Annotated in this window: 31 protein-coding genes; 28 read left to right on the forward strand and 3 right to left on the reverse strand. The window is 56.7% G+C overall.

Annotated features, from left to right (window positions below):
- The first annotated feature begins 361 nt into the window (after positions 1-361).
- The 10 genes from Y5S_RS15265 to Y5S_RS15310 are packed head-to-tail and all read left to right on the forward strand — an operon-like array spanning position 362 to position 12,665.
- Complete coding sequence (locus Y5S_RS15265) at positions 362-1,675, forward strand: nucleotide sugar dehydrogenase (protein ID WP_035234221.1); 1,314 nt, start codon at positions 362-364, stop codon at positions 1,673-1,675.
- A 5-nt stretch (positions 1,676-1,680) separates the two neighbouring features.
- The gene (locus Y5S_RS15270) at positions 1,681-3,147 is read left to right on the forward strand and encodes a glycosyltransferase (RefSeq protein ID WP_081939799.1); all 1,467 of its coding nucleotides are present in this window, start codon (positions 1,681-1,683) and stop codon (positions 3,145-3,147) included.
- A 41-nt stretch (positions 3,148-3,188) separates the two neighbouring features.
- A complete protein-coding gene (locus tag Y5S_RS15275) occupies positions 3,189-4,340 on the forward strand; it encodes a PilZ domain-containing protein (RefSeq protein ID WP_231552714.1) in 1,152 nt (383 codons plus the stop codon).
- On the forward strand, positions 4,322-5,668 hold the full coding sequence (locus Y5S_RS15280) for a tetratricopeptide repeat protein (RefSeq protein ID WP_231552715.1): 1,347 nt from the start codon (positions 4,322-4,324) through the stop codon (positions 5,666-5,668). Before Y5S_RS15275 ends, Y5S_RS15280 begins: the two co-directional genes overlap by 19 nt.
- Complete coding sequence (locus Y5S_RS15285) at positions 5,649-7,028, forward strand: alginate export family protein (RefSeq protein ID WP_035234224.1); 1,380 nt, start codon at positions 5,649-5,651, stop codon at positions 7,026-7,028. The genes Y5S_RS15280 and Y5S_RS15285 overlap by 20 nt, the downstream gene beginning before the upstream one ends.
- A 2-nt stretch (positions 7,029-7,030) precedes the next feature.
- Complete coding sequence (locus tag Y5S_RS15290; RefSeq protein WP_035234227.1) at positions 7,031-8,449, forward strand: MBOAT family O-acyltransferase; 1,419 nt, start codon at positions 7,031-7,033, stop codon at positions 8,447-8,449.
- A gap of 12 nt (positions 8,450-8,461) precedes the next feature.
- A complete protein-coding gene (locus tag Y5S_RS15295) occupies positions 8,462-9,601 on the forward strand; it encodes an alginate O-acetyltransferase (RefSeq protein ID WP_035234231.1) in 1,140 nt (379 codons plus the stop codon).
- Positions 9,534-10,160 (forward strand): alginate O-acetyltransferase AlgF, encoded by a 627-nt coding sequence (locus Y5S_RS15300; protein ID WP_035234233.1) that lies wholly within the window; start codon positions 9,534-9,536, stop codon positions 10,158-10,160. Before Y5S_RS15295 ends, Y5S_RS15300 begins: the two co-directional genes overlap by 68 nt.
- Positions 10,141-11,604, forward strand: coding sequence for an alginate O-acetyltransferase AlgX-related protein (locus Y5S_RS15305; RefSeq protein ID WP_035234236.1), 1,464 nt, complete (start codon positions 10,141-10,143; stop codon positions 11,602-11,604). The genes Y5S_RS15300 and Y5S_RS15305 overlap by 20 nt, the downstream gene beginning before the upstream one ends.
- A complete protein-coding gene (locus tag Y5S_RS15310; protein WP_035234239.1) occupies positions 11,592-12,665 on the forward strand; it encodes a polysaccharide lyase in 1,074 nt (357 codons plus the stop codon). Before Y5S_RS15305 ends, Y5S_RS15310 begins: the two co-directional genes overlap by 13 nt.
- Here the strand turns inward: Y5S_RS15310 and Y5S_RS15315 are convergent.
- Genes Y5S_RS15315 through Y5S_RS15325 form a run of 3 tightly spaced genes read right to left on the reverse strand, consistent with a single transcriptional unit; the run spans position 12,622 to position 16,712 of the window.
- Positions 12,622-13,917: a right-handed parallel beta-helix repeat-containing protein gene (locus Y5S_RS15315; protein WP_035234241.1), complete on the reverse strand. Its 1,296-nt coding sequence runs from the start codon at positions 13,915-13,917 to the stop codon at positions 12,622-12,624. The genes Y5S_RS15310 and Y5S_RS15315 overlap by 44 nt on opposite strands.
- Positions 13,918-15,282: a phosphohexomutase domain-containing protein gene (locus tag Y5S_RS15320; RefSeq protein WP_035234244.1), complete on the reverse strand. Its 1,365-nt coding sequence runs from the start codon at positions 15,280-15,282 to the stop codon at positions 13,918-13,920. It lies immediately after the preceding gene.
- Entirely contained in the window at positions 15,279-16,712 is a 1,434-nt protein-coding gene (locus tag Y5S_RS15325; protein ID WP_035234247.1) for a mannose-1-phosphate guanylyltransferase/mannose-6-phosphate isomerase, read from the reverse strand. The genes Y5S_RS15320 and Y5S_RS15325 overlap by 4 nt, the downstream gene beginning before the upstream one ends.
- 399 nt (positions 16,713-17,111) lie before the next feature.
- Between Y5S_RS15325 and rpsJ the strand changes: the two genes are divergently transcribed.
- Genes rpsJ through rplR form a run of 18 tightly spaced genes read left to right on the forward strand, consistent with a single transcriptional unit; the run spans position 17,112 to position 25,070 of the window.
- Positions 17,112-17,423 (forward strand): 30S ribosomal protein S10, encoded by a 312-nt coding sequence (gene rpsJ / locus Y5S_RS15330; protein WP_022986497.1) that lies wholly within the window; start codon positions 17,112-17,114, stop codon positions 17,421-17,423.
- Between the two features lie 45 nt (positions 17,424-17,468).
- Positions 17,469-18,104, forward strand: a complete 636-nt coding sequence (rplC, locus tag Y5S_RS15335; RefSeq protein ID WP_035234249.1) for a 50S ribosomal protein L3 — start codon at positions 17,469-17,471, stop codon at positions 18,102-18,104.
- A gap of 14 nt (positions 18,105-18,118) precedes the next feature.
- The gene (gene rplD, locus Y5S_RS15340; protein ID WP_035234251.1) at positions 18,119-18,721 is read left to right on the forward strand and encodes a 50S ribosomal protein L4; all 603 of its coding nucleotides are present in this window, start codon (positions 18,119-18,121) and stop codon (positions 18,719-18,721) included.
- Positions 18,718-19,014, forward strand: coding sequence for a 50S ribosomal protein L23 (gene rplW, locus Y5S_RS15345; protein WP_035234253.1), 297 nt, complete (start codon positions 18,718-18,720; stop codon positions 19,012-19,014). The genes rplD and rplW overlap by 4 nt, the downstream gene beginning before the upstream one ends.
- A gap of 18 nt (positions 19,015-19,032) precedes the next feature.
- The gene (gene rplB, locus Y5S_RS15350) at positions 19,033-19,857 is read left to right on the forward strand and encodes a 50S ribosomal protein L2 (protein ID WP_035234255.1); all 825 of its coding nucleotides are present in this window, start codon (positions 19,033-19,035) and stop codon (positions 19,855-19,857) included.
- A gap of 22 nt (positions 19,858-19,879) precedes the next feature.
- The gene (rpsS, locus tag Y5S_RS15355) at positions 19,880-20,155 is read left to right on the forward strand and encodes a 30S ribosomal protein S19 (RefSeq protein WP_035234257.1); all 276 of its coding nucleotides are present in this window, start codon (positions 19,880-19,882) and stop codon (positions 20,153-20,155) included.
- A 10-nt stretch (positions 20,156-20,165) separates the two neighbouring features.
- A complete protein-coding gene (rplV, locus tag Y5S_RS15360; RefSeq protein ID WP_022986491.1) occupies positions 20,166-20,510 on the forward strand; it encodes a 50S ribosomal protein L22 in 345 nt (114 codons plus the stop codon).
- Positions 20,511-20,514: 4 nt separating this feature from the next.
- Positions 20,515-21,213: a 30S ribosomal protein S3 gene (gene rpsC, locus Y5S_RS15365; protein WP_035234259.1), complete on the forward strand. Its 699-nt coding sequence runs from the start codon at positions 20,515-20,517 to the stop codon at positions 21,211-21,213.
- 13 nt (positions 21,214-21,226) lie between these two features.
- The gene (rplP, locus tag Y5S_RS15370; RefSeq protein WP_035234261.1) at positions 21,227-21,640 is read left to right on the forward strand and encodes a 50S ribosomal protein L16; all 414 of its coding nucleotides are present in this window, start codon (positions 21,227-21,229) and stop codon (positions 21,638-21,640) included.
- Between the two features lie 3 nt (positions 21,641-21,643).
- Complete coding sequence (gene rpmC / locus Y5S_RS15375) at positions 21,644-21,835, forward strand: 50S ribosomal protein L29 (RefSeq protein WP_035234262.1); 192 nt, start codon at positions 21,644-21,646, stop codon at positions 21,833-21,835.
- Between the two features lie 2 nt (positions 21,836-21,837).
- The gene (gene rpsQ / locus Y5S_RS15380; protein ID WP_035234264.1) at positions 21,838-22,101 is read left to right on the forward strand and encodes a 30S ribosomal protein S17; all 264 of its coding nucleotides are present in this window, start codon (positions 21,838-21,840) and stop codon (positions 22,099-22,101) included.
- A gap of 50 nt (positions 22,102-22,151) precedes the next feature.
- Entirely contained in the window at positions 22,152-22,520 is a 369-nt protein-coding gene (gene rplN / locus Y5S_RS15385; RefSeq protein ID WP_022986486.1) for a 50S ribosomal protein L14, read from the forward strand.
- A 15-nt stretch (positions 22,521-22,535) separates the two neighbouring features.
- Complete coding sequence (rplX, locus tag Y5S_RS15390) at positions 22,536-22,844, forward strand: 50S ribosomal protein L24 (RefSeq protein WP_035234266.1); 309 nt, start codon at positions 22,536-22,538, stop codon at positions 22,842-22,844.
- 12 nt (positions 22,845-22,856) lie between these two features.
- The gene (rplE, locus tag Y5S_RS15395) at positions 22,857-23,396 is read left to right on the forward strand and encodes a 50S ribosomal protein L5 (protein WP_035234269.1); all 540 of its coding nucleotides are present in this window, start codon (positions 22,857-22,859) and stop codon (positions 23,394-23,396) included.
- Between the two features lie 11 nt (positions 23,397-23,407).
- Positions 23,408-23,713: a 30S ribosomal protein S14 gene (gene rpsN, locus Y5S_RS15400; protein ID WP_035234271.1), complete on the forward strand. Its 306-nt coding sequence runs from the start codon at positions 23,408-23,410 to the stop codon at positions 23,711-23,713.
- Between the two features lie 31 nt (positions 23,714-23,744).
- Positions 23,745-24,137 carry a 30S ribosomal protein S8 gene (gene rpsH, locus Y5S_RS15405; protein ID WP_035234273.1) on the forward strand — a complete coding sequence of 131 codons (393 nt, stop codon included), beginning with the start codon at positions 23,745-23,747 and terminating at the stop codon, positions 24,135-24,137.
- A gap of 31 nt (positions 24,138-24,168) precedes the next feature.
- Entirely contained in the window at positions 24,169-24,702 is a 534-nt protein-coding gene (gene rplF, locus Y5S_RS15410) for a 50S ribosomal protein L6 (RefSeq protein WP_035234274.1), read from the forward strand.
- A 17-nt stretch (positions 24,703-24,719) separates the two neighbouring features.
- Positions 24,720-25,070, forward strand: a complete 351-nt coding sequence (rplR, locus tag Y5S_RS15415; RefSeq protein ID WP_035234276.1) for a 50S ribosomal protein L18 — start codon at positions 24,720-24,722, stop codon at positions 25,068-25,070.
- Positions 25,071-25,074 lie beyond the last annotated feature (4 nt).

The raw sequence follows: 25,074 nt of genomic DNA on the forward strand, positions 1-25,074 counted from the left end.
CACCGAGTAATTCGTTACCCGGTATCAGAAAAAGGGTCGCTTCGGCGGCCCTTTTTTGTTTCTGGCTCTTCTATAGCCTTTTTCTATAAGGCCTCGGCAAGGGTGCCTTTCCTGGTGTGATCTGGTTGGCGAAACGGTGGCCGTTTTGGAGCTGGATGCCCTGTATATTAGCCTTGCGGCTAAGCATTTTTCGTTCGTCTCCAGCTGAGAGTATCGACGCTACAAAAAACCTTCTAGTAAGTCTGTTCCCTTTTAGTGTTACCCCTCTACACATTTTCTCCTCTCCGGCGTTAGATGATCCCCAAGGATTGAGTCGTTGCTCGACCACTTGGAAATGGTTGCTAACTACTGGGGAAAGGGAATGTCCACTATCTCAATTTTCGGGCTGGGCTATGTTGGCGCAGTCTGCACCGCCTGCTTCGCCAAAAAAGGTCACACGGTTATCGGCATGGATGTCAGCGAGGGCAAGGTTGCCCAGGTTCGGCGTGGTGAATCTCCCATTGTGGAGGATCAGCTGGGCGAGCTGTTGTCAGAAGGTGTGGCCAGCGGCCGAATTACGGCGACCACGAATGCCCAACAAGCCGTAGCTGACAGTCAGGTCTCCTTTGTCTGTGTGGGTACGCCGAGCGATGAAAGCGGCTTCCTCAATACCCGTTATCTCAAGGCGGTGTGTGAGGATATTGGCCTGGCCTTGCGTAACAAGGACGAGGTGCATCTGGTGGTTATCCGCAGCACGGTGCTGCCCGGTCTGGTCCGCGGTGAGCTTTTGCCGATTCTGGAAGAGGCGTCTGGCAAAAAGGCAGGCGTTGATTTCCTGTTGGCAGTGAATCCAGAGTTTCTGCGCGAATCCACTGCCATCTACGATTTCTTTAATCCTCCCATGACCGTTGTTGGTGGCATGAATGAGGAGGCGTCGGATGCCTTGGCCGCCCTTTATGAAGGGCTTGATGCTCCGCTGGTGAAGATGGCGCTGGAAGAGGCCGAACTGGTGAAGTATGCCTGTAACTCCTGGCACGCCACCAAGGTGTCGTTCGCCAACGAGATCGGCAATATCGCCAAGCAGGCCGGAGTCGACGGACGGCGGGTCATGGAAGTGGTGTGCATGGACAACAAGCTGAATCTGTCCAGCTACTACATGAAGCCCGGTTTCGCCTATGGGGGCTCCTGCTTGCCCAAGGATGTGCGCGCCCTGAATGCCTGGTGCGCCAAAGTGTCGTTGCCATCGCCTCTGCTGGCATCCCTGTCCAGCAGTAATGACAACCAGGTTGACCGCGCCATGACCATGATCCGGGAATCCGGCATGAAGAAGGTGGGCATGCTCGGACTCAGCTTCAAGCCGGGTACGGATGACCTGCGCGAAAGCCCACTGGTAAGTCTCGCCGCCAGACTGGTTGCTGAGGGCTATCAACTGGCCATCTACGATAGCAACGTCAGCTATGCCACTCAGCACAGTCCCGTGGCTGAGCAGTTGTGGAGTAGCTATGGGGAGCTGTTCAAATGTCTGGTGGATGACATGGATCAGCTGGTGGACGATAGCGAAGTGGTGGTGGTTGGTCATGCTATTTCGACCTTCAAGGCGGTGGCAGATACGGTTAACAGTGGTCGCTTGCTGATTGATCTGTGTGGCTACCTGCCCGGGGTTTCCAGCGCTGACCGCCAGGGTATTTGCTGGTAACTGCCATGAAAAACCTCGGCGAATGGCTGTTGTGGCTATCTGTGGTCATGGGGCTTGGGCTGTTGATCGAGCCCGCCTACCTGGATAGTGGCGACAAAAAGTTTATTTTGCTCATCGGTGCCATCGGCCTGTGGCGATATTCCATTGGCGGCATGCATCTGTTGCGCGGTGTCTGGTTTATGCGGGTCACCTTTCCTGCCATGCGCAGAACCATTGCCCGCAATCCTGATGCTTATGCGCCCAGCCATGTGTATCTGGTCGTTACCAGCTTTCGTATCCCGGCGGACACCACCTGGAATGTGTATTCCAGCGTGTTCCGGGAAGCGGTGAATTGCGGTGTAGCGGCCACAGTGGTGGTATCGATTGTGGAGCGCGCAGATGAAAACCTGATTCGCCAGTGCCATCGTGCGTTTGATCCTGGTGGGGTGGTCAAGCTGATCATCTGTCGTGCCAGGGGTACCGGCAAGAGAGACGGGCTGGCGCTAGCGTTTCGGGCTGTCAGCCGGACCATGCCGGACAGGGATGCAGTAGTCGGAGTGGTGGACGGTGACACCATGCTGGCGCCGGATTGCGTGCGGGACTCGGTCTGCTTTTTCGGGTTGATGCCGAATCTTGGTGGACTCACCACCAACGAGCAATGCGTGGTGCGTGGTAGCCGGATCATGCGTGACTGGCACACCATGCGCTTTGCCCAGCGTCATCTGAATATGTGCTCCATGGCGTTGTCCCACCGGGTGCTGACCATGACCGGGCGGATGTCATTCTTTCGTGCTGCGGTGCTGACCGCACCGGAATTCATCGCCGATGTGGAATCTGATCACCTCCAGCATTGGCGCCTGGGGAAATTCCGTTTTCTCACTGGCGATGATAAATCCAGCTGGAACTCCTTGATGACACTGGGCTGGGACACCTTCTATGTGCCGGATGCGCACACTCTGACGGTGGAGCATCCGCCCCATCATCGTTTTGTTCCTGCCACCTTGCAGTTGATGTTCCGCTGGTATGGCAATTCCCTGCGTCAGAATCTGCGAGCCACCCGCTTGGGATGGCGCAGGTTGGGATTGTTTACCACCTTTGTGTTGTACGACCAGCGCATCAGCATGTGGACCTGCCTGATCGGGTTGACCGCGGCCTTGATGATGGCGTCCCTGCAGAACTGGCAATTATTTGCGGTTTACCTGTTCTGGATATCGCTGTCCCGCACTTTTGTGGCGCTGTTGCTGACAGTGACCTGTCACCCGGTTGGGCCGTTGTATCCGGTGTTGCTGTATTACAACCAGGTGGTGGGTTCTCTGGTCAAGATTTTCGCGTTGTTTCATCTCGACAGGCAAAGCTGGACGAGACAGAAAACCACGCTTTCAACCCAGAATGCAGGCTTTGACGTGGTGCTTAACCGTATCAGTTCAAAAACCATGCTGTTTTCAGCAGGTAGCCTGTTTGTTTGTTTGATGATGCTACTGACAGGTAGCTAGTAACGCCGCGCCTGCAAGTTTGGGGATAAGCAGGAGCGGTCATGGAGGGAAGGATCATGGAAGAGAAAAAGGTTCGCCAGGTGCATGAGTCACAGGAAGAGCGCCAGCATGTGCGCGTCAGGTTGCAGGGAAGCCTGCGGCTGCGCATGCAGAGTCCGGTCAAGGGGATTTTTTCACTGGAGGATGTGTCGCTGGGTGGATTGTCGTTCATTGCCGGTCAGGTCAATCTGGCGCCCGGTACGCTCTGCCATGGTGAAATCGTTTTTCGCCTGGGGCGGGCAAATCTGTCCATGCCGGTGAGCTTCAAGGTCATCTATCAGCAAGACAGTAGTCAGCGAGTGGGTGGTCAATACACCGTGATTGATCAGCAGAACACCGATCTGTTGAGGCTGTTAATCAGTAATTATCTGGCCGGTGAACTCACCGAACTGGATGACGTGATCGACAACATGAAGCGGGAAAACTATGTGGCCACCCGCAAAGGCAAGCAAAAGCCGGCAGCAAGAGGCTGGCTGGACCGGGCGCGGGCCATGTTTGGCAGCTTGCTGTTTTTTGTCGCTGGCCTGCTGGCGTTTCTGGTGGTGGCTTACAAGCTTTATCAGCATGCCTTCCTGACTCGGGCTGATGATGCCTGGGTATCCTTGCCGGGCAAAACGGTGATGATGCCGGAAAACGGCTATGTGCAACTTCTGTTGCCGGAAGGGGCGACCCAGGTAGAGCGTGGCCAGCCGCTGCTGACCGTATCGTCCCGCCTGGTGGCGCGCCTGAATAATGGCGTCTTGCTCGATAATTTGGATCCCAGGCAGGTGAGGGCGCTTGTCGATGCGGCGGTTTTCGAGGTCACGCTGAATAGCCCCTGCGATTGTGATATCGCCGACCTGATGGTGCGCGATGGCGAGTTTGTCCAGGAAGATACTGCGTTGATGCAGCTGGTGGATCCCAGTGGTCCGGCTTTGGTGACAGCGCTGTTTGAGGGGAATGCAGATTCGCTGGGGGCGGCTGTCGGTGATGCCGTTACGGTTCGCTTTATGGACGGTGAAATCGATGCGCAGGCGACGATCAGCCAACTGGTTCGCGACGAGGAAAGCGGTTGGTTGCGCATGCAGATCGTGACCCGGCGTGAGCTGTCCACTTCCGATCAGAACCAGCCTGTCAGTGTCACGGTGCATCCGGCATGGCTTCCCGTCTTGTAATCCTTTGCCTGCTGGGTGGCTTGTCGGCCTGTCAGATGCCTGCGGATACCAATACTGCCCGGTATCTATTGGCCCAGGGCAATACCCAGCAGGCACGGGAGCAGCTGCGTGAGTTGGCGGAAGCGGGAGATGCGGCCGCCCAGGTGGAATATGGCAAGTTGCTGGCGGCGGAGCAGGGCGCCGATCCGGCGCAAGCCATGGTCTGGTATCAGCGCGCCTGGCAACAACATGACTACCGTGCCGGGCCGGCCAGCTTGCGCCTGTTCAAGCGTTACCAGGGAAGCCTGGCGTTCGGCGAAGCTCGCGCCCGGGAGCTGCTTGCGCCGCTGCGCCCTCGTGAAAGTGAAGAGGATTTGCGGCTGGCACTCGATGTGGTGGCGCTTTATCCCGGTGCGGCCACCGATCAGCAATGGCAGGAGTGGCTGCGGCTGTATCGTCGTAGTTGTGTGATGGATTGTTATTTCGAAACCTATGCCGGCCGCTATGCCCAGCACAAAGACAATGTTGAGCAGGCGGAAGCAATGTACGCCCGGGCGCTGCACCGGGATCCTCGGGCGGTGGAATACCTGCAGGATATGCATTGGCAGAATGGCACGCCGGAACGTTTTGTTGCCCTGATGCAGGACCTGGAAGGCGATGTTTCTCTGGACGGCGCGTACTGTCTGCGCGTGGCCACCCTGATCAAGGCAAATGCCACCGCAGCAGAGCATGATCCTTCTGTGATGCGCTGGCTCCAGCGTGCGGCAGATAACGGCGAGCCGCAGGCTTTGTCCGAACAGCTGCGCTACATGCTGTCCTGGCCGAACTTTTATTCCCATCGTGATTTTACCGCCAAGGTAGCGGAGCTGATGCCGCTGGATCCGGCGGTGGCCACTTTTTTTCGGGCCCAGGGGGACATGCAGTCGGGCTGGTATGCGCTGCGGCCAGAGCGCGCCAGGGATGATCTGGAAAAGCTGGTGAGTCAGGGGATGACACAGGCTCTGATGCCGCTGGGTACGCTCTATCAAAGTGGGTTTCTGGGGGAGGCGGACATGGAACGTGCGGTGATGTATTACACGCGGGCGGCAGAAGCCGGGATGGCTGAGGGTGATGCGTCACTATCGTCCCTTTATGCAACCGGGAGGGGGGTAATGCGGGATCCGATTCGCGCTTATGCCCACAAGGAGGCCAGCAAGGTGCTGCTGCCCCGCACCGCACGGCAGGAGAGTGATGAGAGGCTGGAGTTGCCGGAGGCTTTGCAGCCCGCTGCAGATCAGGCTGCGCAGAAGTTGGTTGCGCAGCGTCGTCGTTGGCTGGAGGAGCAGTTCCATGTCGCGATTACGCCTTAGTGCCGTTGCCGTTCTGTGGTCGTTGCTTGCTATGAGCGCCCTGGCCGATCCGCTGCCGCGTCATACCTATGACCAGCGGCTGTACTTCAGTGCCGGGGAGGCCCCGGAGTACACCAGGTTGTTCCTCAATGAGGAAACCGAGCCCAATGGTTTGATCCGCTATGAGCCCCGTTATTACTGGCGCAGTGGTGATACCGAATGGCACCGCTGGGACGCCCAGGTGCGCGCCAAATTGCTGTTGGCGGTAGGGAGGCCGAGCAGCTTGCAGGCGGATGATAATGGTCGTATTCGCGAGGATGAGCACTATGTAGAGCTGCGCGATGTCTGGGTGCGCCGGCGTATGTTGTTTGGATCGCCATCGCTGTCGTTAGGCTTGGGGCGCCAATCCTACAAGGACGAGGAAGGGGTGATCTGGGACCTGCCGCTGGAAAGTCTCAATCTGGATTATCAGTCCAGTCTTTGGCGGGCGCACCTGGTTGCCGGTCAGCAGCTGACCACTTTCCGCTCCGACGACTCGGACCTGGATCCGCGAGACGAAGATATTTTCAGGGTGCTGGCGGGTGTGGGCAAACAGTGGATGCCCGGCCACTGGTGGGATCTGCAGCTGCATTATCAGGATGATCGTTCCGGCGATCAGGTCGAGCGGCTGGAAGGGCTGTTGGATGTGCGGGATTTCACCGGCTATTGGGCGGGAATTCGCCTGCATGGTGAAGGTGGTTATGCGCCGGTGGTGGGCTATACCGTCAACGCCTTGTTCCAGGAAGGCGATCTTGAGCGCTATGCCATTGATGGTGCAGGAAGCCGCATTGACAGTGAAGACAGGGTGCAGGGCTACCTGATCCAGGGCGAGCTGTTTGGCCGGATGGACAGCTTGAGCTGGCGTCCGGGATTTGGCGTGCGGGTCGCAACCACGGATGAACCGGACTACGCGGTGAATGATGGTTACTTTCAAAGCCGGGTGCAGAGCAATCGTCGGCCTGGAGTCGCGGATTTGTCCACTGGTCCACTGGGCGATCTGCTCGACTATGAAATGAATAATCTGGCCTATGCCGCGGCCTGGTATCGGCAGCAGTTGTGGCCCCGGGCGGAGCTGGAGGTGCTGGCGGGTTCCCTGCAAAGACTGAATGACACCATTCGGGTCAATAGCCAGATCCGCAACCCGCTGGTGGATGGCGAGTCGCATCTGGGGGACGTGGTCAATGTGGCGCTGGGGTGGCGATCATTCCCGCTGGCGTTATCCGAGCGCCGACAGATGCAGGTGTCAGCCAGATTGAGCTACTCGGCGTTTGAAATGGGGGATGCCTATCAACGGGCAGAGCAGATTCACCAAATCCTGTTTGTTATCGCAGGGAGGTGGTAATCATGGTGTTTTCATCCAACCTGTTTGTGTTTCTTTTTTTGCCGCTATTTCTGGCAGCGTATTACCTGACGCCAACCCGATGGCGGAACTGGACGATCCTGATCGGGAGTTATCTGTTCTATGCCTGGTGGCGCCCGGACTTTCTGCTGTTATTTGTGGCGATCACCCTGTGGAACTATCTGTTTGCATTGGCGATTGATAAATACCGTGATCATCCACGGTGTTTCTACTGGCTGGTGCTCGGAGTAGTGGGAGATCTGGCGGCACTGGGTTATTTCAAATACGCCAACTTCGGGGTGGAAAGCATCAGCGCGATGATGGTGTCGGTGGGGCTGAATCCCTTCTTTCTGGAAAAGATCATCCTGCCGCTGGGTATTTCCTTTTACACCTTTCAGGCATTGGCCTACCTGGTGGATGTATACCGTGGGGATGCCAAACCCACCCGCAGCTTTATCAACTTTGCTGCTTTTATCTCGTTCTTCCCACAGCTGATTGCCGGCCCCATTTTGCGCTACCGCAATCTGGAGCGTCAGTTCGAGCAGCGGACTCACTCCATGGAATTGTTTTCATTGGGGGCCAGTCGCTTTCTGTTGGGGTTTATCAAGAAGGTATTGATCGCAGACAGCATCGCACCGGTGGCAGCCTACCTGATGGCGACACCTGAACCGGGTGTGATTGATGGTGTGTTTGCGGTGGTGATTTCGACGCTGCAACTGTACTTCGATTTTTCCGGCTACTCCGACATGGCCATTGGTCTGGGCATGATGATGGGGTTCAAGTTTCAGGAAAATTTCAATCAGCCTTTTGTTTGTCAGAGTGTCACGGAATTCTGGCAGCGCTGGCATATCACCTTGTCGCAATGGTTGCGTGACTACCTGTACCGGCCGTTGAAGAAAACATTGGGCTGGCCGGTATCGGCAGCGACCTTTACCACCTTGACGCTGGCGGGCCTGTGGCATGGTGCGGATCTGGCGTTTGTGCTCTGGGGGGCTGCTCTGGGGGGGATGATGGTGCTGGAACGGCGACTTGGCTGGGTGACGACCATGTCGACGCCCTATTCCCTGTGGAAGAACTATCGAGCCCAGGCTTTTCTGTGGTTCATCTGGCCGTTGTTCCTGGTCGGGAATGTGGATGGTGCCTGGAACATCATGTCAGGTCTGCTGGGACTTAACGGTTGGGGCAGCCTGGATAACCTGATGTTGTGGGTTTCACCCGTCACATTGCTGTTCTGCCTGGTGGCGCTGTGCTGGGACCGTGCCAGTGCGTATTACAACAAGCGTTTCTACCTGGGGCTGGACAAGAACAACATTTTCCAGAATGTGAGTGGCTGGCGTGTTCCGGTGTTGTGGTGTGGTTTCTTGCTGGCGGTAACGCGGCTATCCGCCGAATCGTTTTCGCCCTTTCTGTATTTTCAGTTTTAACAGGAGGTTGCCATGATCCCGATGAAGCAGGCATCTCTAATCAATGGTTGGCTTTTTCTGGTAGCCATCTTTGCCGGTTTTTTATCGTTGCTGTATCCGGTGGGGCATTTCTTTGTCAGCGAACCTGCTGCCTGGCAGCAATTTCGTAAAGGCGAGTTGGTACGCAAGCTCGAGCGACGGGTGGATGAAGAATTTGTGCTGAGAAAACCGTCAATTGCGTTCTGGGCCGATACCAGCTTTCTGCTGTTTAAGGCTGGCCGGCCCGGTGTGTTGGTCGGAGAGAAAGACTGGCTGTTCACCCGCGAAGAATACTATTACGACAGCCGCAGTGAGCGGTTACTGGCAGATAATCTTGCTGAACTGTCGGCGGCGGTCTGTGTGCTGGAAGACCTTGGCAAGCAGGTGCTGCTGGTACCGGTGCCCGCCAAGCGGCGGCTATATCCGCAATGGAGTGCGCGGCCTGTCTCGACCGGGATGGACTCCCTCTACCAGCGCATTACCGAGGCGTTCAGTGAATCGCATATTGCCTGGGTGGATAGTCTTGGGTTGATGCAAAGTGCGGCACGACAGGGCGAGGTATTCATGCGCACGGATACCCACTGGAGTCCTCTTGGTGCCCAGGTAGTGGCCGCTGGTGTCGCCTCCAATCTTGCCCTGACCGGATCTCATCACTATGAAACCCGGGAACTTCAGGTTGAGCCCTATGAAGGGGATTTGTTGCGTTATCTGCCCACCAGTGAAGGCGTGGGGCCCACGCGCAAGGAACCCCTGGTGCGTTATGAGACAGCAGCAGTAGAACAGATGCTGGATGCGCAGGCCCTGCTGGGGGATGAGCTGCCACCTGTGGCTTTGGTTGGCACCAGCTACAGCGCCATGGATGAATGGCACTTTCCTGGCTTCCTCAAGCAGCAGTTGAGTGAAGATGTGCTGGTGTATGCGTTGGAAGCGCAAGGGCCTTTTGCGGCCATGCGTGAATTTCTGGATGGGCCCGCTGCCAGGGATGAGCGGGTGAAGTATGTGCTCTGGGAAGTGCCGGAACGGGCGCTGATTCAATCAATGGAACCGATTGTGAGGGGAGAACATCATGCGTGCATGGATCGCGACACTGGTCATGCTGCTGAGCTTGCCGGTATGGGCAGCCCAGGACGGTAACGAGGGCCTCTATGAAATGGCAGCCCCACCGGATTCGGCATTTGTCCGGGTGGTCAACATTACCGAAGGGCAGGTGAATGTGGAAATGGATGACTGGAGGCAGTCACTTTCTCCACGTCAGGCCGGCGATTATTTGTATCGCCCCGCAGGTAAGGCGCAGCTAACCGTTGAGGGCAAACCTTTCGAATTCGAGTTTGCGGCGCGCTCGGTACAAACGTTGGTGTTTGATGGTGCCGCATTGGTGGCGCATCAAGATATCTATTTCAATAATCGACTGAAAGCCTTGTTGGTGATGTACAACCTCTCGGATCAGCCCGCCACCTTGCAGACCCTCAATGGGGCGGTGAGTGTGATTGGTCCATTGCTGGCAGGTAGTAGTGGCGAACGAGAAATCAATGGGGTCAAGGTGGCGCTGAAGGTGGCGCTGGATAGCGGTGCCGAATTGCCACTGGATGAGGTGGTGCTGCAGCGTGGCCGTATCTATACCGTGCTGGTCACGCCGGGAAACGGAGGCGTGCAGGCCCGCCTGGAGGAAAGTCATGTGGCAACGACGCCTTGATATGATCCGCTCCGTTGCGGCCTGTCTGCTGCTGGCGGTGGGGAGTGTCGCGTTTGCGGCAGGCCTGACGGAAACCAGCGAGACCAGCGGGGATGAGGGTCAGCAAGAGTCGCGGGTCATGAAGGGGGCCTTTTTGCAGCCGCCCTTCACCTGTGCGGCGCTGTCTGATCCGGCGACCTACGCGGAAGGGGCGATGACTGCCATGCGGGAATTGATCGCCGGCAAACCCTTCTGGTTTTTTCGCACCGAGGTGGATTTGCAGGAATCCTTCCCGATGGACGAGGCGGCTCAACAGGCATTTGCTGAACTGGTAGATCGGTTGGCGCAACGCGGTGTGCGACTGGTGGTGATGCCACAGCCCACCCGAGGGCTGATGCATGCGGAAGAATTGGTCTCGCCCTGGCGTGCGCGTTATTCGCTGGCCGCAGCGCGTCGCTCATTTCTCGACAAGGCGCAGTTGTTACGAGCCTTGGGTGCCGCTGTGGCGGATATGGAGCCGGTGTTGCGGGGCGAGCATGAGCAGGAATATTTCTTTCGTCGTGATCACCACTGGACACCCTATGGTGCCCAGGTCAGTGCCCGGCAGGTGGCTGAAGTGATGCTGGCGGAACCGGGCATCAATGAAATCCCGGAAGTCAGCTATCAGACCCACCCGGATATCCTGTTGCGAAAAATGGGTACGCTAAATGCGGCGGTTGCCATGGTGTGTGGCAATTCCTACGGTTTCCAATGGGTCCGGGGCAGCATTACCGTTCCGGAAGAAGGTACCGATAGTGCCGACGCCCTGTTTGGCGATGTGGCGGCGCCGGCCATTGCGCTGGTTGGCACCAGTAACTCGGATAATCGCGACGACCGTTACAAGAACTACAACTTTCATGGCTTCCTGCAGCAATACCTGAGTCGCGATGTGGTGAACTTTGCCATGACCGGTGGCGGGGCGACCGGGTCATTGCAGGACTTGCTGCTATCGGAGGCCTTTCAGAGTGGTCAGTTCCGTTACCTGATCTGGGAGCTGCCGGTGAACTACCCACTGGAAGAACAGGAGGTATGGCGGCAACTATTGCCGGCGGCGTCCGGGGGCTGCAGTAACCGGGCTTTGCTGGCCAGTCAGGCCACCACCGTTCCTGTGTCGGCGGTGGATGATCGTATCGAGGTGCTTGCCAATGCCGGTGAGCGACGCCGATTGACGGCAGGCAAGCCGCACCTTTTGCTCGAGATGAATTACTCGGACAGCAACTTCAAGGATTTCTATGTGCTGGCTTATTACGATGATGGTCAGCGGGAAAAGATCCGCATCCGTCGTCCGGCACGGCTGGATACCGGGCGCTTCCTGCTGCGCCTGGATCCACCGAGTCGGCACGGCAATTTACTCTCGGTGTTGCTGGAGTTCGAACAGCCACAGCCGGTGGCGATGACGGTGGAGACCGCATTGTGCGATTACTGAGTGGTGTGTTGTTGGGGCTGCTGGCGGGCTGTTCCCAGGCGGCCCTGGTGCCGCTGTTTGATACTCAGCGCTTGCCAGACGCCGAGCCGGACGCCACTGCGCTGCGGCGCTGTCAGGCCATGGCCACAGGTTACCCTCCTTACTCCGGTGCGCTGGCAATGGGCAGCAAATATGACCAGTCTCAGTCCAGCAAGGATGAGCTGGATGAAAAGGCCGCCAGGCAATATCAGCAGCAGGTGGCAGAGATCTATGGGTATCTGGCCTTTCTTGGCCAGATCGGCGAATACATGCGCAGCGAACGCCCGGCCATACGCGCGGCGGCTCAGGCGTGCTTTGCTGAGGCGTTGGCTCCCTGGGCCGAAGCCATGGCACTGACCCAGACGGGGGCCAGCAAGCAAGGGGAGGCGGTGCGTAAATGGTTTCTGGCGGCACTGGCCACCAACATGATGAAGGCGCGCGCGCTGACGGGTTGGGAGCTGGATGCTGAACAGCGCCGCTGGGTTGCCGCGCTGGCGGATCGGGTGCAGGCCCATGCGACGCCACGACGTCAACGTATGGATTTGTACAACAACCATGATTACTGGTCGTCATGGGCGGTGATGGCGGCGGCACTGGTGCTGGATGATCCAGAGCGGCTGGCATGGGCCGAGCAAGGCTACTGGTTGGCCATTAGTCAGATTACCCCGGGCACTAAGGGGGGTGTCTATTTGCCTCTGGAAGCCGCTCGGGGGAAACGGGCAGAAGAGTACCATGCCTTTGCGTTGACCCCATTGGTGTTGATGGCGGAAGCCGGCTGCCGCAACGGGTTGCCGCTTTATGACGGGCGTGGCGAGTCGCTGCATGCACTGGCGGAGCAGGTGGTGCATTTCTGGAAGCGCGACGGGAAAGGGGTCCGTTTCAAGCAGAAGCAGGTCGATATTGATGATCACAAGATGGCGTGGTGGCCAGTCTATGCGCATCGGTTTGCGGATCGCCTGCCTCTACCCAAGGCAGAGGCAGAGCGCTTCGGCTCCCGCTTTACCGGAGGCTCACTAACGGGATTGTGGGTAGCGCCTCGGTAAATTCGATGGCGACGGTTTGCCCTCGCAATAACAGTGGCAGTAAATCCGCTTCCCTTGCCGCCAGGTTGCCGGCCAGATATTTGCCCTGATTGCTGTTATGGCGAAGGCTGACTCCGTTCAGGACCAGTTCGCCTTCGCCGCTCGTCTGTAATGCCGCCAAGTGGTTGTGGTGAAGTTTGAGCTGGGAAAAGGTGCCGCTAATGCGTTGTTGGGATTCGGCCTGGATGGCAATGGCGTAGCGCTGGTTGGTGGAAATGTCGGCTTGATCAAGGGTGACCTTCATGCTGCCGTCCAGACGTAACCCGTCGCTGCCATTACCCTGCAAAGTCAGAGCTTCCAGGGTTGTGGATTGCTCGCCCCTGTTCGCCTTGATCTGAGTGCCATATTCAAGATTGTTGCGGCTCTGCAAATGGCTGATGTGGACCTGGCCGGTGTGATTCTCCAGCAGTATCCCGCTACCTTGATTATCCCTGACATCAACGTCCGACATGACCAGCGAGGCGTTGCCTTCGGCACGCAGGCCGTGCCCTGCGGAGCGGTAGATTCGCAGCTGCTCAATGCGTGCCGGGCTGTACTGCAGCACGACTCCCTGTTCCCGGCTGTCGCTGATCGACAAATCATTGATTTGTACGCGGCTGCCTGGTTCTGCATCGACTCCCCGGTACAGGTTCTCAAGCAGACTATTGGCAAGATACAGCTGCGCGGCCGGGGCCCCGCTCTGGTAGCGATGGCGCGCCACACTGATGCCATTGGCGCGGTAATCAGCGCGCCCCAGCCCGGTCAGAGTGCTGTCCTGAATGCGGGTGATGGAACCTCCCCAGCCGTGAATAAAGCCGCTGCTCTGATTGCCATTACTGGCAAGACGGCTATTGGTGATGACGAGCTCGCCGCGGTTGATCAGGCAGCCGCCGTGACGTCCCTCAATAAACAGGTCGTCATTTGTCAGGTTCAGTCGGGTGCCAGGGCCGATGACCAGTGGGTAATGCAAGACCCAGCCTGATTCTGTGCGGTTTAGCGCACGGTGATCCAGCTGGCGGGCCAGCTTGGCAAGGTCGTAGTCGCCTCCATTGAGAACAATGGCCTGTGGGTGGCCGTGCTGGTAGCGGGCGATCTGGCGAAACAGGCCGTTGGCCGCAAAGGTTTCCAGCGGCCAGTTGCTGGCTTCATCGGCGTAGATCGGCGTTAGCCTGACCCCTGCAATGCTAGTCTGGCAAAACAGGGATAGTAGAAGAAGCGCAAGGATCGTTCTCATTCAGGCACTCCTCAGCAGGCTGCTCAGTTCCCGGGTCTTGCTGGCCAGCAGCTCCGGATTGGAGCGGGTTTCCACATTGAGTCTGACTAGGGGTTCGGTATTGGAGGCGCGGACGTTGAAGCGCCAGTCACTGAACTCCAGGCTGACCCCATCGGTATCGTCCTGATTCAGGGCGATGTGGCCATACTGGTTGAGGATTCTGCGTAACGCTTCACCGCTGTCGGGTACCGAAAAGTTGATTTCGCCGGATACCGGATAGCGCTGGGCGCGGTCGCGTACCAATGAGGACAGGGTTTGGCCGGAATCGGCAAGCAGGCGCGACAGGTGCAGCCAGGGAAGAATGCCGGAGTCGCAGTAATGGAAATCGCGAAAATAGTGGTGGCCACTCATTTCGCCACCATAGAGGGCATTGTCCTTGCGCATGCGTTCCTTGATAAAAGCGTGGCCGGTCTTGCTCTGCAGTGGGTGGCCGCCGGCCTCCAGCACAGTATCGATGGTGCTCCAGGTCAGGCGCGGGTCGTGAATGATGGTGCTACCGGGCTGACGGGCAAGCAGAGCGTTGGCAAGCAGGCCGATGATGTAATAGCTCTCGACGAAGTCGCCGTGTTCATCAAAAAAGAAGCAACGGTCGAAATCACCGTCAAAGGCAACACCGAGCTGGGCGCCATGTTGAATCACTGCCTGGCTGGTTTCAGCACGGTTTTCCGGCAACAGCGGATTGGGAACGCCGTTGGGGAAGGTGCCATCGGGGGTATCATGGTAGCGGTGCAGCAGAGGCCTGATGCCGCGTTCATCAAGCGATTCCAGCAACACGTCCAGTGCCGGACCAATGGCACCATTGCCAGCGTTGCTGACCATGCAGAAGCCATCCAGAGGCTGGCAATCCACTAACCGCAGCAGATGCTGTATATAAGGACGCTTGTCGGTCTTGCGCTGGCGGCTGCCGCGCAAGCCTGTGTCCGGAAATCGGTTGGCGAGCACCCGGTCGCGTATCTCGAACAGGCCAGTGTCACCGCTAATCGGCCGTGCCCCGCTGCGTACCAGTTTCATGCCGTTGTAATCGGCAGGGTTGTGGCTGGCGGTGATTTGTATGCCGCCGTCGGCCTGGTGATACACCGTGCCAAAGTACACTTCTTCGGTGCCGCTGAGGCCAATGTCTACCACATCGGCACCACTGCTCATGATGCCTTCGCACAGGGCATTGCTCAGGGCTGGTGAGCTCAGGCGCATATCCGCCCCCACCACAATGCGACTGGCATTCAGCCACTCTGACATGGCCCGGCCAATGCGCCAGGCCATGTCTTCGTTCAGCTCCTCACCGATTTTGCCGCGGATATCGTAGGCCTTGAAGCAGCCGGCGCTCATGGCAATTGCGCCACTTTCTCAGCGGCGTCCTCACGGTGGTAGCGGTCGCTGATGCGGATGATGTCATCCTCGCCCAGATAGGTGCCGGATTGCACTTCGATCAATTCCAGCGGGATGCGGCCCGGATTTTCCAGCGAATGCACCTCGCCGATGGGAATAAAGGTGGACTGGTTTTCGGCAACAAGGAATGTCTTTTGACCGCAGGTGACCTTGGCCGTGCCTGAAACCACAATCCAGTGCTCGGCGCGATGGTGGTGCATCTGAACGGAGAGCTGCTCGCCGGGCTTTACGGTGATGTGCTTCACCTGATATCGATTGCCCTTGTCGACAGAGTCGTATTTCCCCCACGGGCGGTGCACCAGGCGGTGATCTTCCGTCTCGGGGCGTTTGCGGGCCTTGAGCTGGTCCGTTACCCGCTTGACCTCCTGGGCCTGGCTTTTATGGGCAACAAGGATGGCATCCGGGGTGTCGACCACGACCAGGTCTTCCACCCCCAGCAGAGCAACCAGGCGAGAATCGCTCATGGCAAGGTTGTTATTGCTGTTGTGGGCGATCACGTCCCCACGCAGGTGGTTGCCTTCGGCGTCCTTGTCCAGGTGATCCCACAGGGATTCCCAGGAGCCGAGATCATTCCAGAACAGCTGAACCGGAACCACTGCGCCGTCCTGGGTGCCTTCCATGATGGCGTAATCGATGGATAGATCCTCGCAACGGCTGAAACTGGCTTCTTCAAGACGAATGAAATCCAGATCGGCTTCCCCCTGGAGCAGGGCATGGGTGCAATGCGCCAGCATCTGGGGGTGGTGTTCACGCAATTCGTGCAGGTACCGCTCGGCACGGAACAGGAACATGCCGCTGTTCCAGAGATAAGTGCCGGCATCGAGAAACTGCTGTGCAGTCGCCGCATCCGGTTTTTCCACGAAACGCTCGATCAGGTGATGATCGCCACGGGCTTCCCCCATACATATATAGCCATAACCGGTTTCAGGGCGGCTGGGCTGGATGCCGAAAGTAACCAGTAGGCCGCTCTCTGCCGCCTGATAGCCCGATTCGATGGCGGCTTCCAGTGCTTCGGGATTGCGGATGGCGTGATCTGCGGGGCAGATGAAGATCTTGGCATTGGTGTCACGCTGGCGAGCCTGTAAGGCCGCCAGTGCTACAGCAGGGGCGGTATTGCGGCCGCAGGGCTCGAGCAGGATATCCGCTTCAATGCCGATATCATTGAGTTGTTCAGCCACCAGGAAGCGGTGTTCCTGATTGCACACCACAATTGGGCGCACGGCGCGCAGCTCTGCGGGCAGCCGCAGCAGCGTGGCCTGCAGCATGCTGTACTCGCCGTTAAGGCGCAGTAGCTGCTTTGGATAATGGGAGCGAGACAAAGGCCACAGGCGAGAGCCATTGCCGCCGGCAATAATGACTGGAATCAGCATCAGAAATCCCTTCCTTTCTGTCCAACAAGCCCTGCCAATAGCAGGGAGATAAGTAATCCTTCCTCCGAACCAAACATTGCGCCGCAGTAGGTTAAGAGTGAAAGAGGCCGGTGGCAGGTTTTACGAAATTCCGCTCTGCTGGGTAGTTTGGTAACGCTACTGAGGGACTAATTGGCTAATATCTAGCCCCCTCGGATGGCTAATTTGCAGATTGATCAAAAATAGGCCTTGCAAAGGTGGGGAGGGGTGTCTATTATTCGCGCCCTGCCTTAAGGCAGATACCAACCAGGGCATTGTTCCTGGGCTTGTTTTGACACCACGTACCTATCCATAGAGATAAGGTGGGTGGGCTTTTTGCCATATAAATTATGGTTCGAAACAGTCTGGAGTTTGTTAGCTATGGCTAACCAAAGAATCCGCATCCGACTCAAGGCCTTTGATCATCGTCTGATTGATCAGTCTGCCCAAGAGATCGTGGATACGGCCAAACGGACAGGCGCGCAGGTGACGGGTCCGATCCCGCTGCCCACGCGTAAAGAGCGTTTTACTGTGCTGATCTCTCCGCACGTAAACAAAGATGCGCGAGATCAGTATGAGATCCGCACTCACAAGCGTCTGGTTGACATCGTCGAGCCTACGGATAAAACCGTGGATGCTCTGATGAAGCTTGATCTGGCTGCTGGTGTGGATGTGCAGATCAGCCTGGGTTAACAACGGGCGGGTTAATAACCGCGACAGGTTGTGAAGAGGTAAACAATGGCGATTGGTGTGATCGGTCGAAAATGTGGCATGACTCGCGTGTTCACTGAAGAAGGTGTCAGTGTTCCTGTGACCGTCATCGAGGTGACCCCGAATCGGGTTGCTCAGGTTAAGACCGAAGAATCAGATGGCTATCAGGCCGTGCAGGTAACGGTGGGTGAGCGCCGTGCCAGCCGTGTGACCAAGGCTCAGGCCGGTCACTTTTCCAAGGCTGGTGTCGAAGCAGGTCGTGGCGTTTGGGAATTCCGTGCTGAGGCTGGTGAGCTGCAGGCCGGTTCCGAAGTAACCGTTGAAGGTTTTGAAGCGGGTCAGATCGTTGATGTGACTGGCACCTCCAAGGGTAAGGGTTTTGCTGGCGGCGTTAAGCGCTGGAATTTCAGCACCCAGGATATGACCCACGGTAACTCCTTGTCTCACCGTGCTCCGGGTTCCATTGGTCAGAACCAGACCCCGGGCCGTGTATTCAAAGGCAAGAAGATGGCTGGCCACATGGGTGCTGAGCGCGTGACTACCCAGAATCTGGAAGTGGTGCGTGTAGACGCTGAGAAGAATCTGTTGCTGGTTAAAGGTGCGGTCCCCGGTGCTACCGGTGGTGATGTGATCGTGCGTCTGGCAGTGAAGGCGAAGGCCTGAAAGAGGAATAGAGGATGAATCTCAATACTGCCTCTGGAGGTACCGTTAGCGTTTCCGAAGTCGCCTTCGGCAAGGACTTTAACGAGCCTCTGGTTCATCAGGTTGTAACTGCGTTTCTGGCTGGCGCCCGTCAGGGTTCCAAAGCTCAGAAAAACCGTTCCGATGTGAGTGGTGGTGGTCGTAAGCCGTGGCGTCAGAAGGGCACCGGTCGTGCTCGTGCTGGCACCATTCGCAGCCCGATCTGGCGTGGCGGCGGCAAAACTTTTGCTGCTACCAACCGTGACTTCTCTCAGAAGGTGAACCGCAAGATGTATCGTGGCGCGCTGCAGTGCATCGTGTCCGAGCTGGTTCGCCAGGAGCGTCTGGTTGTTGTTGACGAGTTTACCGTTGACGCGCCCAAGACCAAAGCTGTTGCAGCCAAGCTGAAAGATCTGCAGCTGAGCAATGTGCTGATCGTGACTGATAATGTGGATGAGAACCTGTTCCTGGGTTCCCGCAATCTGCCCAAGGTGGATGTGCGCGACGCACAAGGCGTTGATCCTGTTAGCCTGATCGCTTTTGAAAAGGTGCTGATCACCGTGCCGGCTCTGAAGAAACTTGAGGAGGCACTGGCATGAATCAAGAGCGTATCCTGACTGTGCTGCGTGCTCCGCACGTTTCTGAAAAAGCGACAGTTAATGCTGACGAAAATGGCACCTTTGTATTCAAGGTGGCCAAAGATGCGAACAAGCTGGAAATCAAAAAAGCGGTTGAAGCGCTTTTTGAAGTGAAAGTTGAGTCTGTTCGTACCGCCAATGTGAAAGGCAAGTCCAAGTTCTTTGGTCGCGTTGCTGGTAAGCGCGCTGACTGGAAGAAGGCCTATGTTTCCCTCGCGGAAGGCCAGGACATTGACTTCCTCGGCGCAGAGTAAGGAAGGGAGTAAGGAATAATGGCGATTGTAAAGTGCAAGCCGACTTCTCCGGGCCGCCGCTTTGTAGTCAAGGTGGTCAACGAAGATCTGCACAAAGGTGCTCCCTACGCGCCTCTGGTAGAAGCCAAGAGCAAGAACGGCGGTCGTAACAACAACGGTCGTATCACCACCCGTCATAAAGGTGGTGGTCACAAGCAGAAGTACCGTATTGTCGATTTTCGTCGTAACAAGGACGGTATCGTAGGCGTGATTGAGCGTCTGGAATACGATCCGAACCGTTCTGCGCACATTGCCCTGGTCAAGTACCTGGATGGTGAGCGTCGTTACATTTTGGCTCCCAAGGGCCTGAAGGCAGAAGACCGTGTCCAGTCCGGCGAAGATGCGCCGATCAAGATTGGTAACGCGCTTCCGCTGCGTAATATTCCGCTGGGTTCCACAGTTCATAACGTGGAAATGAAGCCTGGCAAGGGTGGTCAGATCGCTCGTTCCGCCGGTACGTCCGCGCAGGTTCTGGCGAAAGATGGTCAGTATGTAACCCTTCGTCTTCGCTCTGGCGAGATGCGCAAGGTTCACACCGACTGCAAGGCAACCCTGGGTGAAGTATCCAACAGTGAGCACAGCTTGCGCTCACTGGGTAAAGCGGGCGCCACGCGCTGGCGGGGTGTACGTCCCACTGTTCGTGGTGTGGCGATGAACCCGGTAGACCATCCTCATGGTGGTGGTGAAGGGCGTACTTCTGGTGGTCGTCATCCGGTTACCCCCTGGGGTGTACCGACCAAGGGCCACAAGACCCGTACAAACAAGCGCACCTCCAAGATGATTGTGCGCGACCGTCGTAAGTAAGGGATAGAGAGAGGTTCAGGCTGTGCCACGTTCACTCAAGAAAGGTCCTTTTGTGGATCACCACCTGCTCAGCAAGGTGGAAGATGCGGTGGAAGCCGGCTCCCGTAAGCCGATTAAAACCTGGTCCCGTCGCTCCATGATTATTCCGGAGATGGTGGGTCTGACTATTGCTGTTCACAATGGTAAACAGCATGTGCCGGTGATGGTTTCCGAGCACATGGTGGGCCACAAGCTGGGCGAATTCGCCCTGACCCGCAACTACCGCGGGCACATCGTGGACAAAAAGGCTAAGCGATAAGGTGACAGCCATGGCTACTGAAGTTGCAGCCCGTCTGCGCGGTGCAAGAATTTCGGCTCAGAAAGCACGCCTCGTAGCGGACCAGGTCCGAGGCCTGGAAGTCGAGAAGGCGCTGAATCTTCTGGAATTCAGCCCGAAGAAGGCGGCAAAAATCGTTAAGAAAGTGCTGGAGTCCGCAATTGCAAACGCGGAAAACAACGACGGCGCTGACGTTGACGAGCTGAAGGTATCCACAATTTTTGTGGACGAAGGCATGACCATGAAGCGTATCCGTCCGCGCGCCAAAGGCCGCGCAGACCGGATCCTCAAGCGTACTTGCCACATTACTGTGAAAGTCTCGGAAGGTCAGGAGTAACCAGATGGGTCAGAAAGTTCATCCGGTCGGTATTCGCCTTGGCATCGTTAAAGAGCATAACTCGCTCTGGTATGCCGGACCGAAGTCTTATTCAGACTGCCTGGTTACCGACCTGCAGGTTCGTGAGTTCCTGTTCAAGCGTCTGAAGAATGCATCGGTGAGCCGTATCAAGATCGAGCGTCCGTCCGAAAACGTACGTATTACGATCTCTACCGCTCGTCCGGGTATCGTGATTGGTAAGAAAGGCGAAGATGTCGAGCGCCTGCGCCGCGATGTGGCAGCCAAAATGGGCGTGCCGGTTCATATCAACATCGAGGAAGTGCGTAAGCCCGACCTGGATGCGCGTCTGGTAGGTGACAACGTCGCTGGTCAGCTCGAGCGTCGTGTGATGTTCCGTCGTGCCATGAAGCGTGCCGTACAGAACGCCATGAAGTCTGGTGCTGAAGGTATCAAGATTCAGCTGTCCGGTCGTCTGGGTGGTGCCGAGATTGCGCGTACCGAGTGGTACCGCGAAGGCCGTGTGCCGCTGCACACCCTGCGTGCTGACATCGACTACGCGAGCGTACGTGCTGAGACCACTTACGGCACCATCGGTATCAAGGTGTGGATCTTCCGTGGCGAAGTGCTTGGCGGCATGGAGCAGGTTCAGCAGGAAGAGCAGCAGAAGCAGTCCAAGGGCGCCAAGAAGCGCGGCCGCGGTTAAAGGGTAACGAACGATGTTGCAGCCGAAGCGTACCAAATTCCGGAAAGTTCATAAGGGCCGCAACCGTGGCCTGGCAGAGCGGGGCAGCAAGGTGTCTTTCGGCACCATTGGCCTGCAGGCAACTGGTCGCGGTCGTATCACCGCACGCCAGATCGAAGCCGCCCGTCGTGCCATGACTCGTCACATCAAGCGTGGCGGGAAGATTTGGATCCGGGTATTCCCGGACAAGCCTATCACCCAGAAGCCGCTGGAAGTGCGGATGGGTAAAGGTAAAGGTTCTGTAGAGTACTGGGTTGCCCAGATTCAGCCGGGCAAGATGCTCTACGAAATGGAAGGTGTTTCTGAAGACGTGGCGCGTGAAGCGTTCCGTCTGGCCGCTGCCAAGCTGCCGGTAAGCACCCGTGTCGTAACTCGGACGGTGATGTAAGCCATGAAAGCGAGCGAGCTGAGAGAGAAAAGTGTTGAAGAGCTGCAGCAGGAGCAAATCAACCTGCTTGAGCAACAGTTCAAGCTGCGTATGAAGTCTGCTTCCGGCCAGCTTTCTAAAACCCACGAGCTTGGGACGGTCCGCCGTAACATTGCGCGCGTTAAAACCATTCTGAGACAGAAGCAGGGTAACTAGTCATGGCAGAGGCAAAAATGCGCCGGACCGCTACCGGCAAAGTGATCTCTAACAAGGGTGATAAAAGCATCACCGTATTGGTAGAGCGCCGTGTTCAGCACCCGATCTACGGTAAGATCATCAAGCGCTCCACCAAGTTGATGGCGCACGATGAACAGAACCAGTGCCAAGAAGGCGACCTGGTAACCGTGGAAGAGTGCCGTCCGTTGTCCAAGCGTAAGACCTGGACACTGGTAAATGTTGTCGAACAGGCCAACAAGGCTTAACGGACCGTTGCTGTGGCTGCCTGTAGAGGCAGAGTTGGAGAGATTTAGCGATGATTCAGACTGAAAGCATGCTCGAAGTCGCCGATAATAGCGGCGCCCGTCGAGTACAGTGCATCAAGGTACTGGGTGGTTCTCACCGCCGCTATGCAGGCATTGGTGACATCATCAAGGTCACAGTGAAGGAAGCAATTCCGCGCGGCCGTGTAAAGAAAGGTGATGTAATGACCGCCGTGGTGGTGCGTACCCGTAAAGGTGTGCGTCGCCCCGATGGTTCTTTGATTCGTTTCGACGAAAATGCCGCGGTGTTGTTGAACAACAACAAAGCACCGATCGGTACCCGGATCTTCGGCCCGGTAACGCGCGAGCTGCGCACCGAGCAGTTTATGAAGATCATCTCCCTGGCACCTGAAGTTCTGTAAAGGCGGGTGAAGGTAATGCTTAAGATCAAGCGTGATGACGAAGTCATCGTAATCGCGGGCAAGGACAAAGGTAAGCGTGGCACCGTTCAGCAGGTTCTGGACAGCGGTCGCGTAATCGTTGGCGGCGTTAACATGGTGAAAAAACATGTTAAGGCCAATCCTAATCGCGGTACTCAAGGCGGCATCGTAGAACAGGAAGCGGCTCTGCATGCTTCCAACGTTGCCATCTGGAACCCCAAGACTCAGAAAGCTGATCGCGTGGGCTTCCGTTTTGAAGACGGCAAAAAAGTGCGTTTCTTCAAATCCAACGGCGAAGCGCTGTAGGTTAGGTGACCCATGAGTGATCTGAAAAAGATTTATCAAGACGAAATCGTAGCCAAGCTGAAAGAAGAGCTGGGCCTCGATAACATCATGGAAGTGCCGAAGATCACCAAGATCACCCTGAACATGGGTGTTGGTGAAGCTTCTGCCGACCGTAAGGCGATGGACGGTGCAGTTGCCGACATGACTGCCATTTCCGGTCAGAAGCCCCTGGTAACCAAGGCTCGCAAGTCTGTTGCCGGCTTCAAGATCCGTGAAGGTTGGCCGATCGGCTGCAAGGTAACCCTGCGCAACGATCGCATGTACGAATTCCTGGAGCGTCTGGTTTCTGTGGCGATCCCGCGTATTCGTGACTTCCGTGGTTTGAATGCGAAATCCTTCGATGGCCGTGGTAACTACTCCATGGGTCTTCGTGAGCAGATCGTGTTCCCGGAAATCGATTTTGACAAGGTCGACAAGCTGCGTGGTCTGGATATCACTATCACCACCACGGCCAAGACTGACGACCAGGCACGGGCGCTGCTGCGCGCCTTCAACTTCCCGCTGAAGGGCTAAGAGGATTTATCATGGCTAAAGAATCCATGAAAAACCGGGAAGCAAAACGCGCCAAACTGGCTAAACGTTTTGCCGCCAAGCGTGCAGCGCTTAAGGCGATCATCCAGGATCCGAATGCAGAACCTGAAGCGAAGTGGGATGCCCAGCTTCAGCTGCAAAAATTGCCGCGCGATTCTTCCCCGGTACGTCAGCGTAACCGCTGTCGTCTGACCGGTCGTCCGCACGGTTACTACCGCAAGTTCGGCTTGAGCCGGATCATGCTGCGTGAAGCAGCTATGCGCGGTGATGTTCCCGGTCTGGTTAAAGCCAGCTGGTAAGCCAAGAGTTAGGTAGCGGAGCGATTGCGGCATGAGCATGCAAGATACCCTGGCGGATATGTTTACCCGTATCCGTAACGCCCAAATGGCAAAGAAAGTACAGGTTGAGATTCCTGCCTCCAAGGCTAAGGAAGCGATTGCCAAGGTACTTCTGTCAGAGGGTTACATTGCTGGTTACAAAGTCAGCGAAGATAAGAAACCGGTAATGACGGTTGATTTGAAGTATTTCGAAGGTAAGCCGGTGATCGAGAAGATCGCTCGCGTTAGCCGTCCTGGTTTGCGTGTTTACAAGAACGCAAACGAGATCCCGAAAGTGAAGGGCGGTTTGGGCGTGATGATCGTATCCACCAACCAGGGCATTATTTCTGACCGCGCAGCACGCAAAGCCAATGTTGGTGGCGAGCTGATCTGCGAAGTGTCCTAACAGAAGCGGCGTAGACGGGTTAGGTGCAGCAATGTCTAGAGTAGCAAAAAGTCCGGTAAATCTGCCGAAGGGCGTCGAAATCAAGGTCGACGGCCAGAAAGTTGCCCTGAAAGGCAGCAAAGGCAGCCTGGAGCACGAAGTACACGAGCTGGTTGCAGTGTCTGTTGAAGACGGTGTGGTTTCTGTGAAGCCTCACGAAGAGTCTCAGAAGGCATGGGCCCTGGCCGGTACCACTCGCGCTCTGTTGAACAACATGGTAACCGGTGTTGCCGAAGGTTTTGAGCGCAAGCTTCAGCTCCTCGGTGTTGGTTACCGTGCACAGGCTCAGGGTAAGGTGCTTAACCTGACTCTCGGTTTCTCCCACCCGGTGGCTTACGAGCTGCCTGAGGGGATCACTGCTGAAACCCCGAGCCAGACAGAGATCGTTATCAAGGGCATTGACAAGCAGCTGGTAGGTCAGGTTGCAGCCAATGTTCGGGCCTTCCGTCCGCCTGAGCCCTATAAGGGTAAAGGGGTGCGCTATGCTGATGAGCAAGTGCGCCGTAAGGAAGCCAAGAAGAAATAATCGTCGAGATTAATGCCATGAAAGACAAAAAAGTTGCACGTCTGCGCAGGGCAAAACGTACTCGCCTGAAGATCCGTGAACTGGGCGAAGTTCGTCTCTGCGTAAATCGTACTCCGCGTCATATCTATGCGCAGGTAATCTCTGCGAACGGTGGCCAGGTATTGGCTTCCGCTAGCACTGTAGAGAAAGATCTGCGTGCTGAAGCTACCGGTAACACTGACGCAGCGGCCAAGGTTGGTCAGCTGATCGCTCAGCGTGCCAAAGAAGCGGGCGTAGAGCGCGTTGCCTTTGACCGTTCCGGTTTTAAATATCACGGTCGCGTAAAGGCGCTGGCTGACGCCGCGCGTGAAAACGGGCTTGAATTCTAAGGGT

It is taken from the genome of Alcanivorax nanhaiticus (genome assembly GCF_000756665.1).
Taxonomy (GTDB): domain Bacteria; phylum Pseudomonadota; class Gammaproteobacteria; order Pseudomonadales; family Alcanivoracaceae; genus Alcanivorax; species Alcanivorax nanhaiticus.

Coding starts and splice junctions, on each gene's coding strand:
- Y5S_RS15290 (WP_035234227.1), top strand. CDS start 7,031: ATGGTGTTTTCATCCAACCTGTTTGTGTTTCTTTTTTTGCCGCTATTT.
- rplC (WP_035234249.1), top strand. CDS start 17,469: ATGGCGATTGGTGTGATCGGTCGAAAATGTGGCATGACTCGCGTGTTC.
- rplB (WP_035234255.1), top strand. CDS start 19,033: ATGGCGATTGTAAAGTGCAAGCCGACTTCTCCGGGCCGCCGCTTTGTA.
- rpsC (WP_035234259.1), top strand. CDS start 20,515: ATGGGTCAGAAAGTTCATCCGGTCGGTATTCGCCTTGGCATCGTTAAA.
- rpsN (WP_035234271.1), top strand. CDS start 23,408: ATGGCTAAAGAATCCATGAAAAACCGGGAAGCAAAACGCGCCAAACTG.
- rplD (WP_035234251.1), top strand. CDS start 18,119: ATGAATCTCAATACTGCCTCTGGAGGTACCGTTAGCGTTTCCGAAGTC.
- Y5S_RS15325 (WP_035234247.1), bottom strand. CDS start 16,712: ATGCTGATTCCAGTCATTATTGCCGGCGGCAATGGCTCTCGCCTGTGG.
- Y5S_RS15285 (WP_035234224.1), top strand. CDS start 5,649: ATGTCGCGATTACGCCTTAGTGCCGTTGCCGTTCTGTGGTCGTTGCTT.
- Y5S_RS15280 (WP_231552715.1), top strand. CDS start 4,322: ATGGCTTCCCGTCTTGTAATCCTTTGCCTGCTGGGTGGCTTGTCGGCC.
- rplX (WP_035234266.1), top strand. CDS start 22,536: ATGCTTAAGATCAAGCGTGATGACGAAGTCATCGTAATCGCGGGCAAG.
- rpsQ (WP_035234264.1), top strand. CDS start 21,838: ATGGCAGAGGCAAAAATGCGCCGGACCGCTACCGGCAAAGTGATCTCT.
- Y5S_RS15295 (WP_035234231.1), top strand. CDS start 8,462: ATGATCCCGATGAAGCAGGCATCTCTAATCAATGGTTGGCTTTTTCTG.
- Y5S_RS15305 (WP_035234236.1), top strand. CDS start 10,141: ATGTGGCAACGACGCCTTGATATGATCCGCTCCGTTGCGGCCTGTCTG.
- rpsJ (WP_022986497.1), top strand. CDS start 17,112: ATGGCTAACCAAAGAATCCGCATCCGACTCAAGGCCTTTGATCATCGT.
- rplR (WP_035234276.1), top strand. CDS start 24,720: ATGAAAGACAAAAAAGTTGCACGTCTGCGCAGGGCAAAACGTACTCGC.
- rpmC (WP_035234262.1), top strand. CDS start 21,644: ATGAAAGCGAGCGAGCTGAGAGAGAAAAGTGTTGAAGAGCTGCAGCAG.
- rplE (WP_035234269.1), top strand. CDS start 22,857: ATGAGTGATCTGAAAAAGATTTATCAAGACGAAATCGTAGCCAAGCTG.
- Y5S_RS15275 (WP_231552714.1), top strand. CDS start 3,189: ATGGAGGGAAGGATCATGGAAGAGAAAAAGGTTCGCCAGGTGCATGAG.
- rpsH (WP_035234273.1), top strand. CDS start 23,745: ATGAGCATGCAAGATACCCTGGCGGATATGTTTACCCGTATCCGTAAC.
- Y5S_RS15315 (WP_035234241.1), bottom strand. CDS start 13,917: ATGAGAACGATCCTTGCGCTTCTTCTACTATCCCTGTTTTGCCAGACT.
- Y5S_RS15300 (WP_035234233.1), top strand. CDS start 9,534: ATGCGTGCATGGATCGCGACACTGGTCATGCTGCTGAGCTTGCCGGTA.
- Y5S_RS15265 (WP_035234221.1), top strand. CDS start 362: ATGTCCACTATCTCAATTTTCGGGCTGGGCTATGTTGGCGCAGTCTGC.
- rplW (WP_035234253.1), top strand. CDS start 18,718: ATGAATCAAGAGCGTATCCTGACTGTGCTGCGTGCTCCGCACGTTTCT.
- Y5S_RS15270 (WP_081939799.1), top strand. CDS start 1,681: ATGAAAAACCTCGGCGAATGGCTGTTGTGGCTATCTGTGGTCATGGGG.
- rplV (WP_022986491.1), top strand. CDS start 20,166: ATGGCTACTGAAGTTGCAGCCCGTCTGCGCGGTGCAAGAATTTCGGCT.
- rplF (WP_035234274.1), top strand. CDS start 24,169: ATGTCTAGAGTAGCAAAAAGTCCGGTAAATCTGCCGAAGGGCGTCGAA.
- Y5S_RS15320 (WP_035234244.1), bottom strand. CDS start 15,282: ATGAGCGCCGGCTGCTTCAAGGCCTACGATATCCGCGGCAAAATCGGT.
- rplP (WP_035234261.1), top strand. CDS start 21,227: ATGTTGCAGCCGAAGCGTACCAAATTCCGGAAAGTTCATAAGGGCCGC.
- rplN (WP_022986486.1), top strand. CDS start 22,152: ATGATTCAGACTGAAAGCATGCTCGAAGTCGCCGATAATAGCGGCGCC.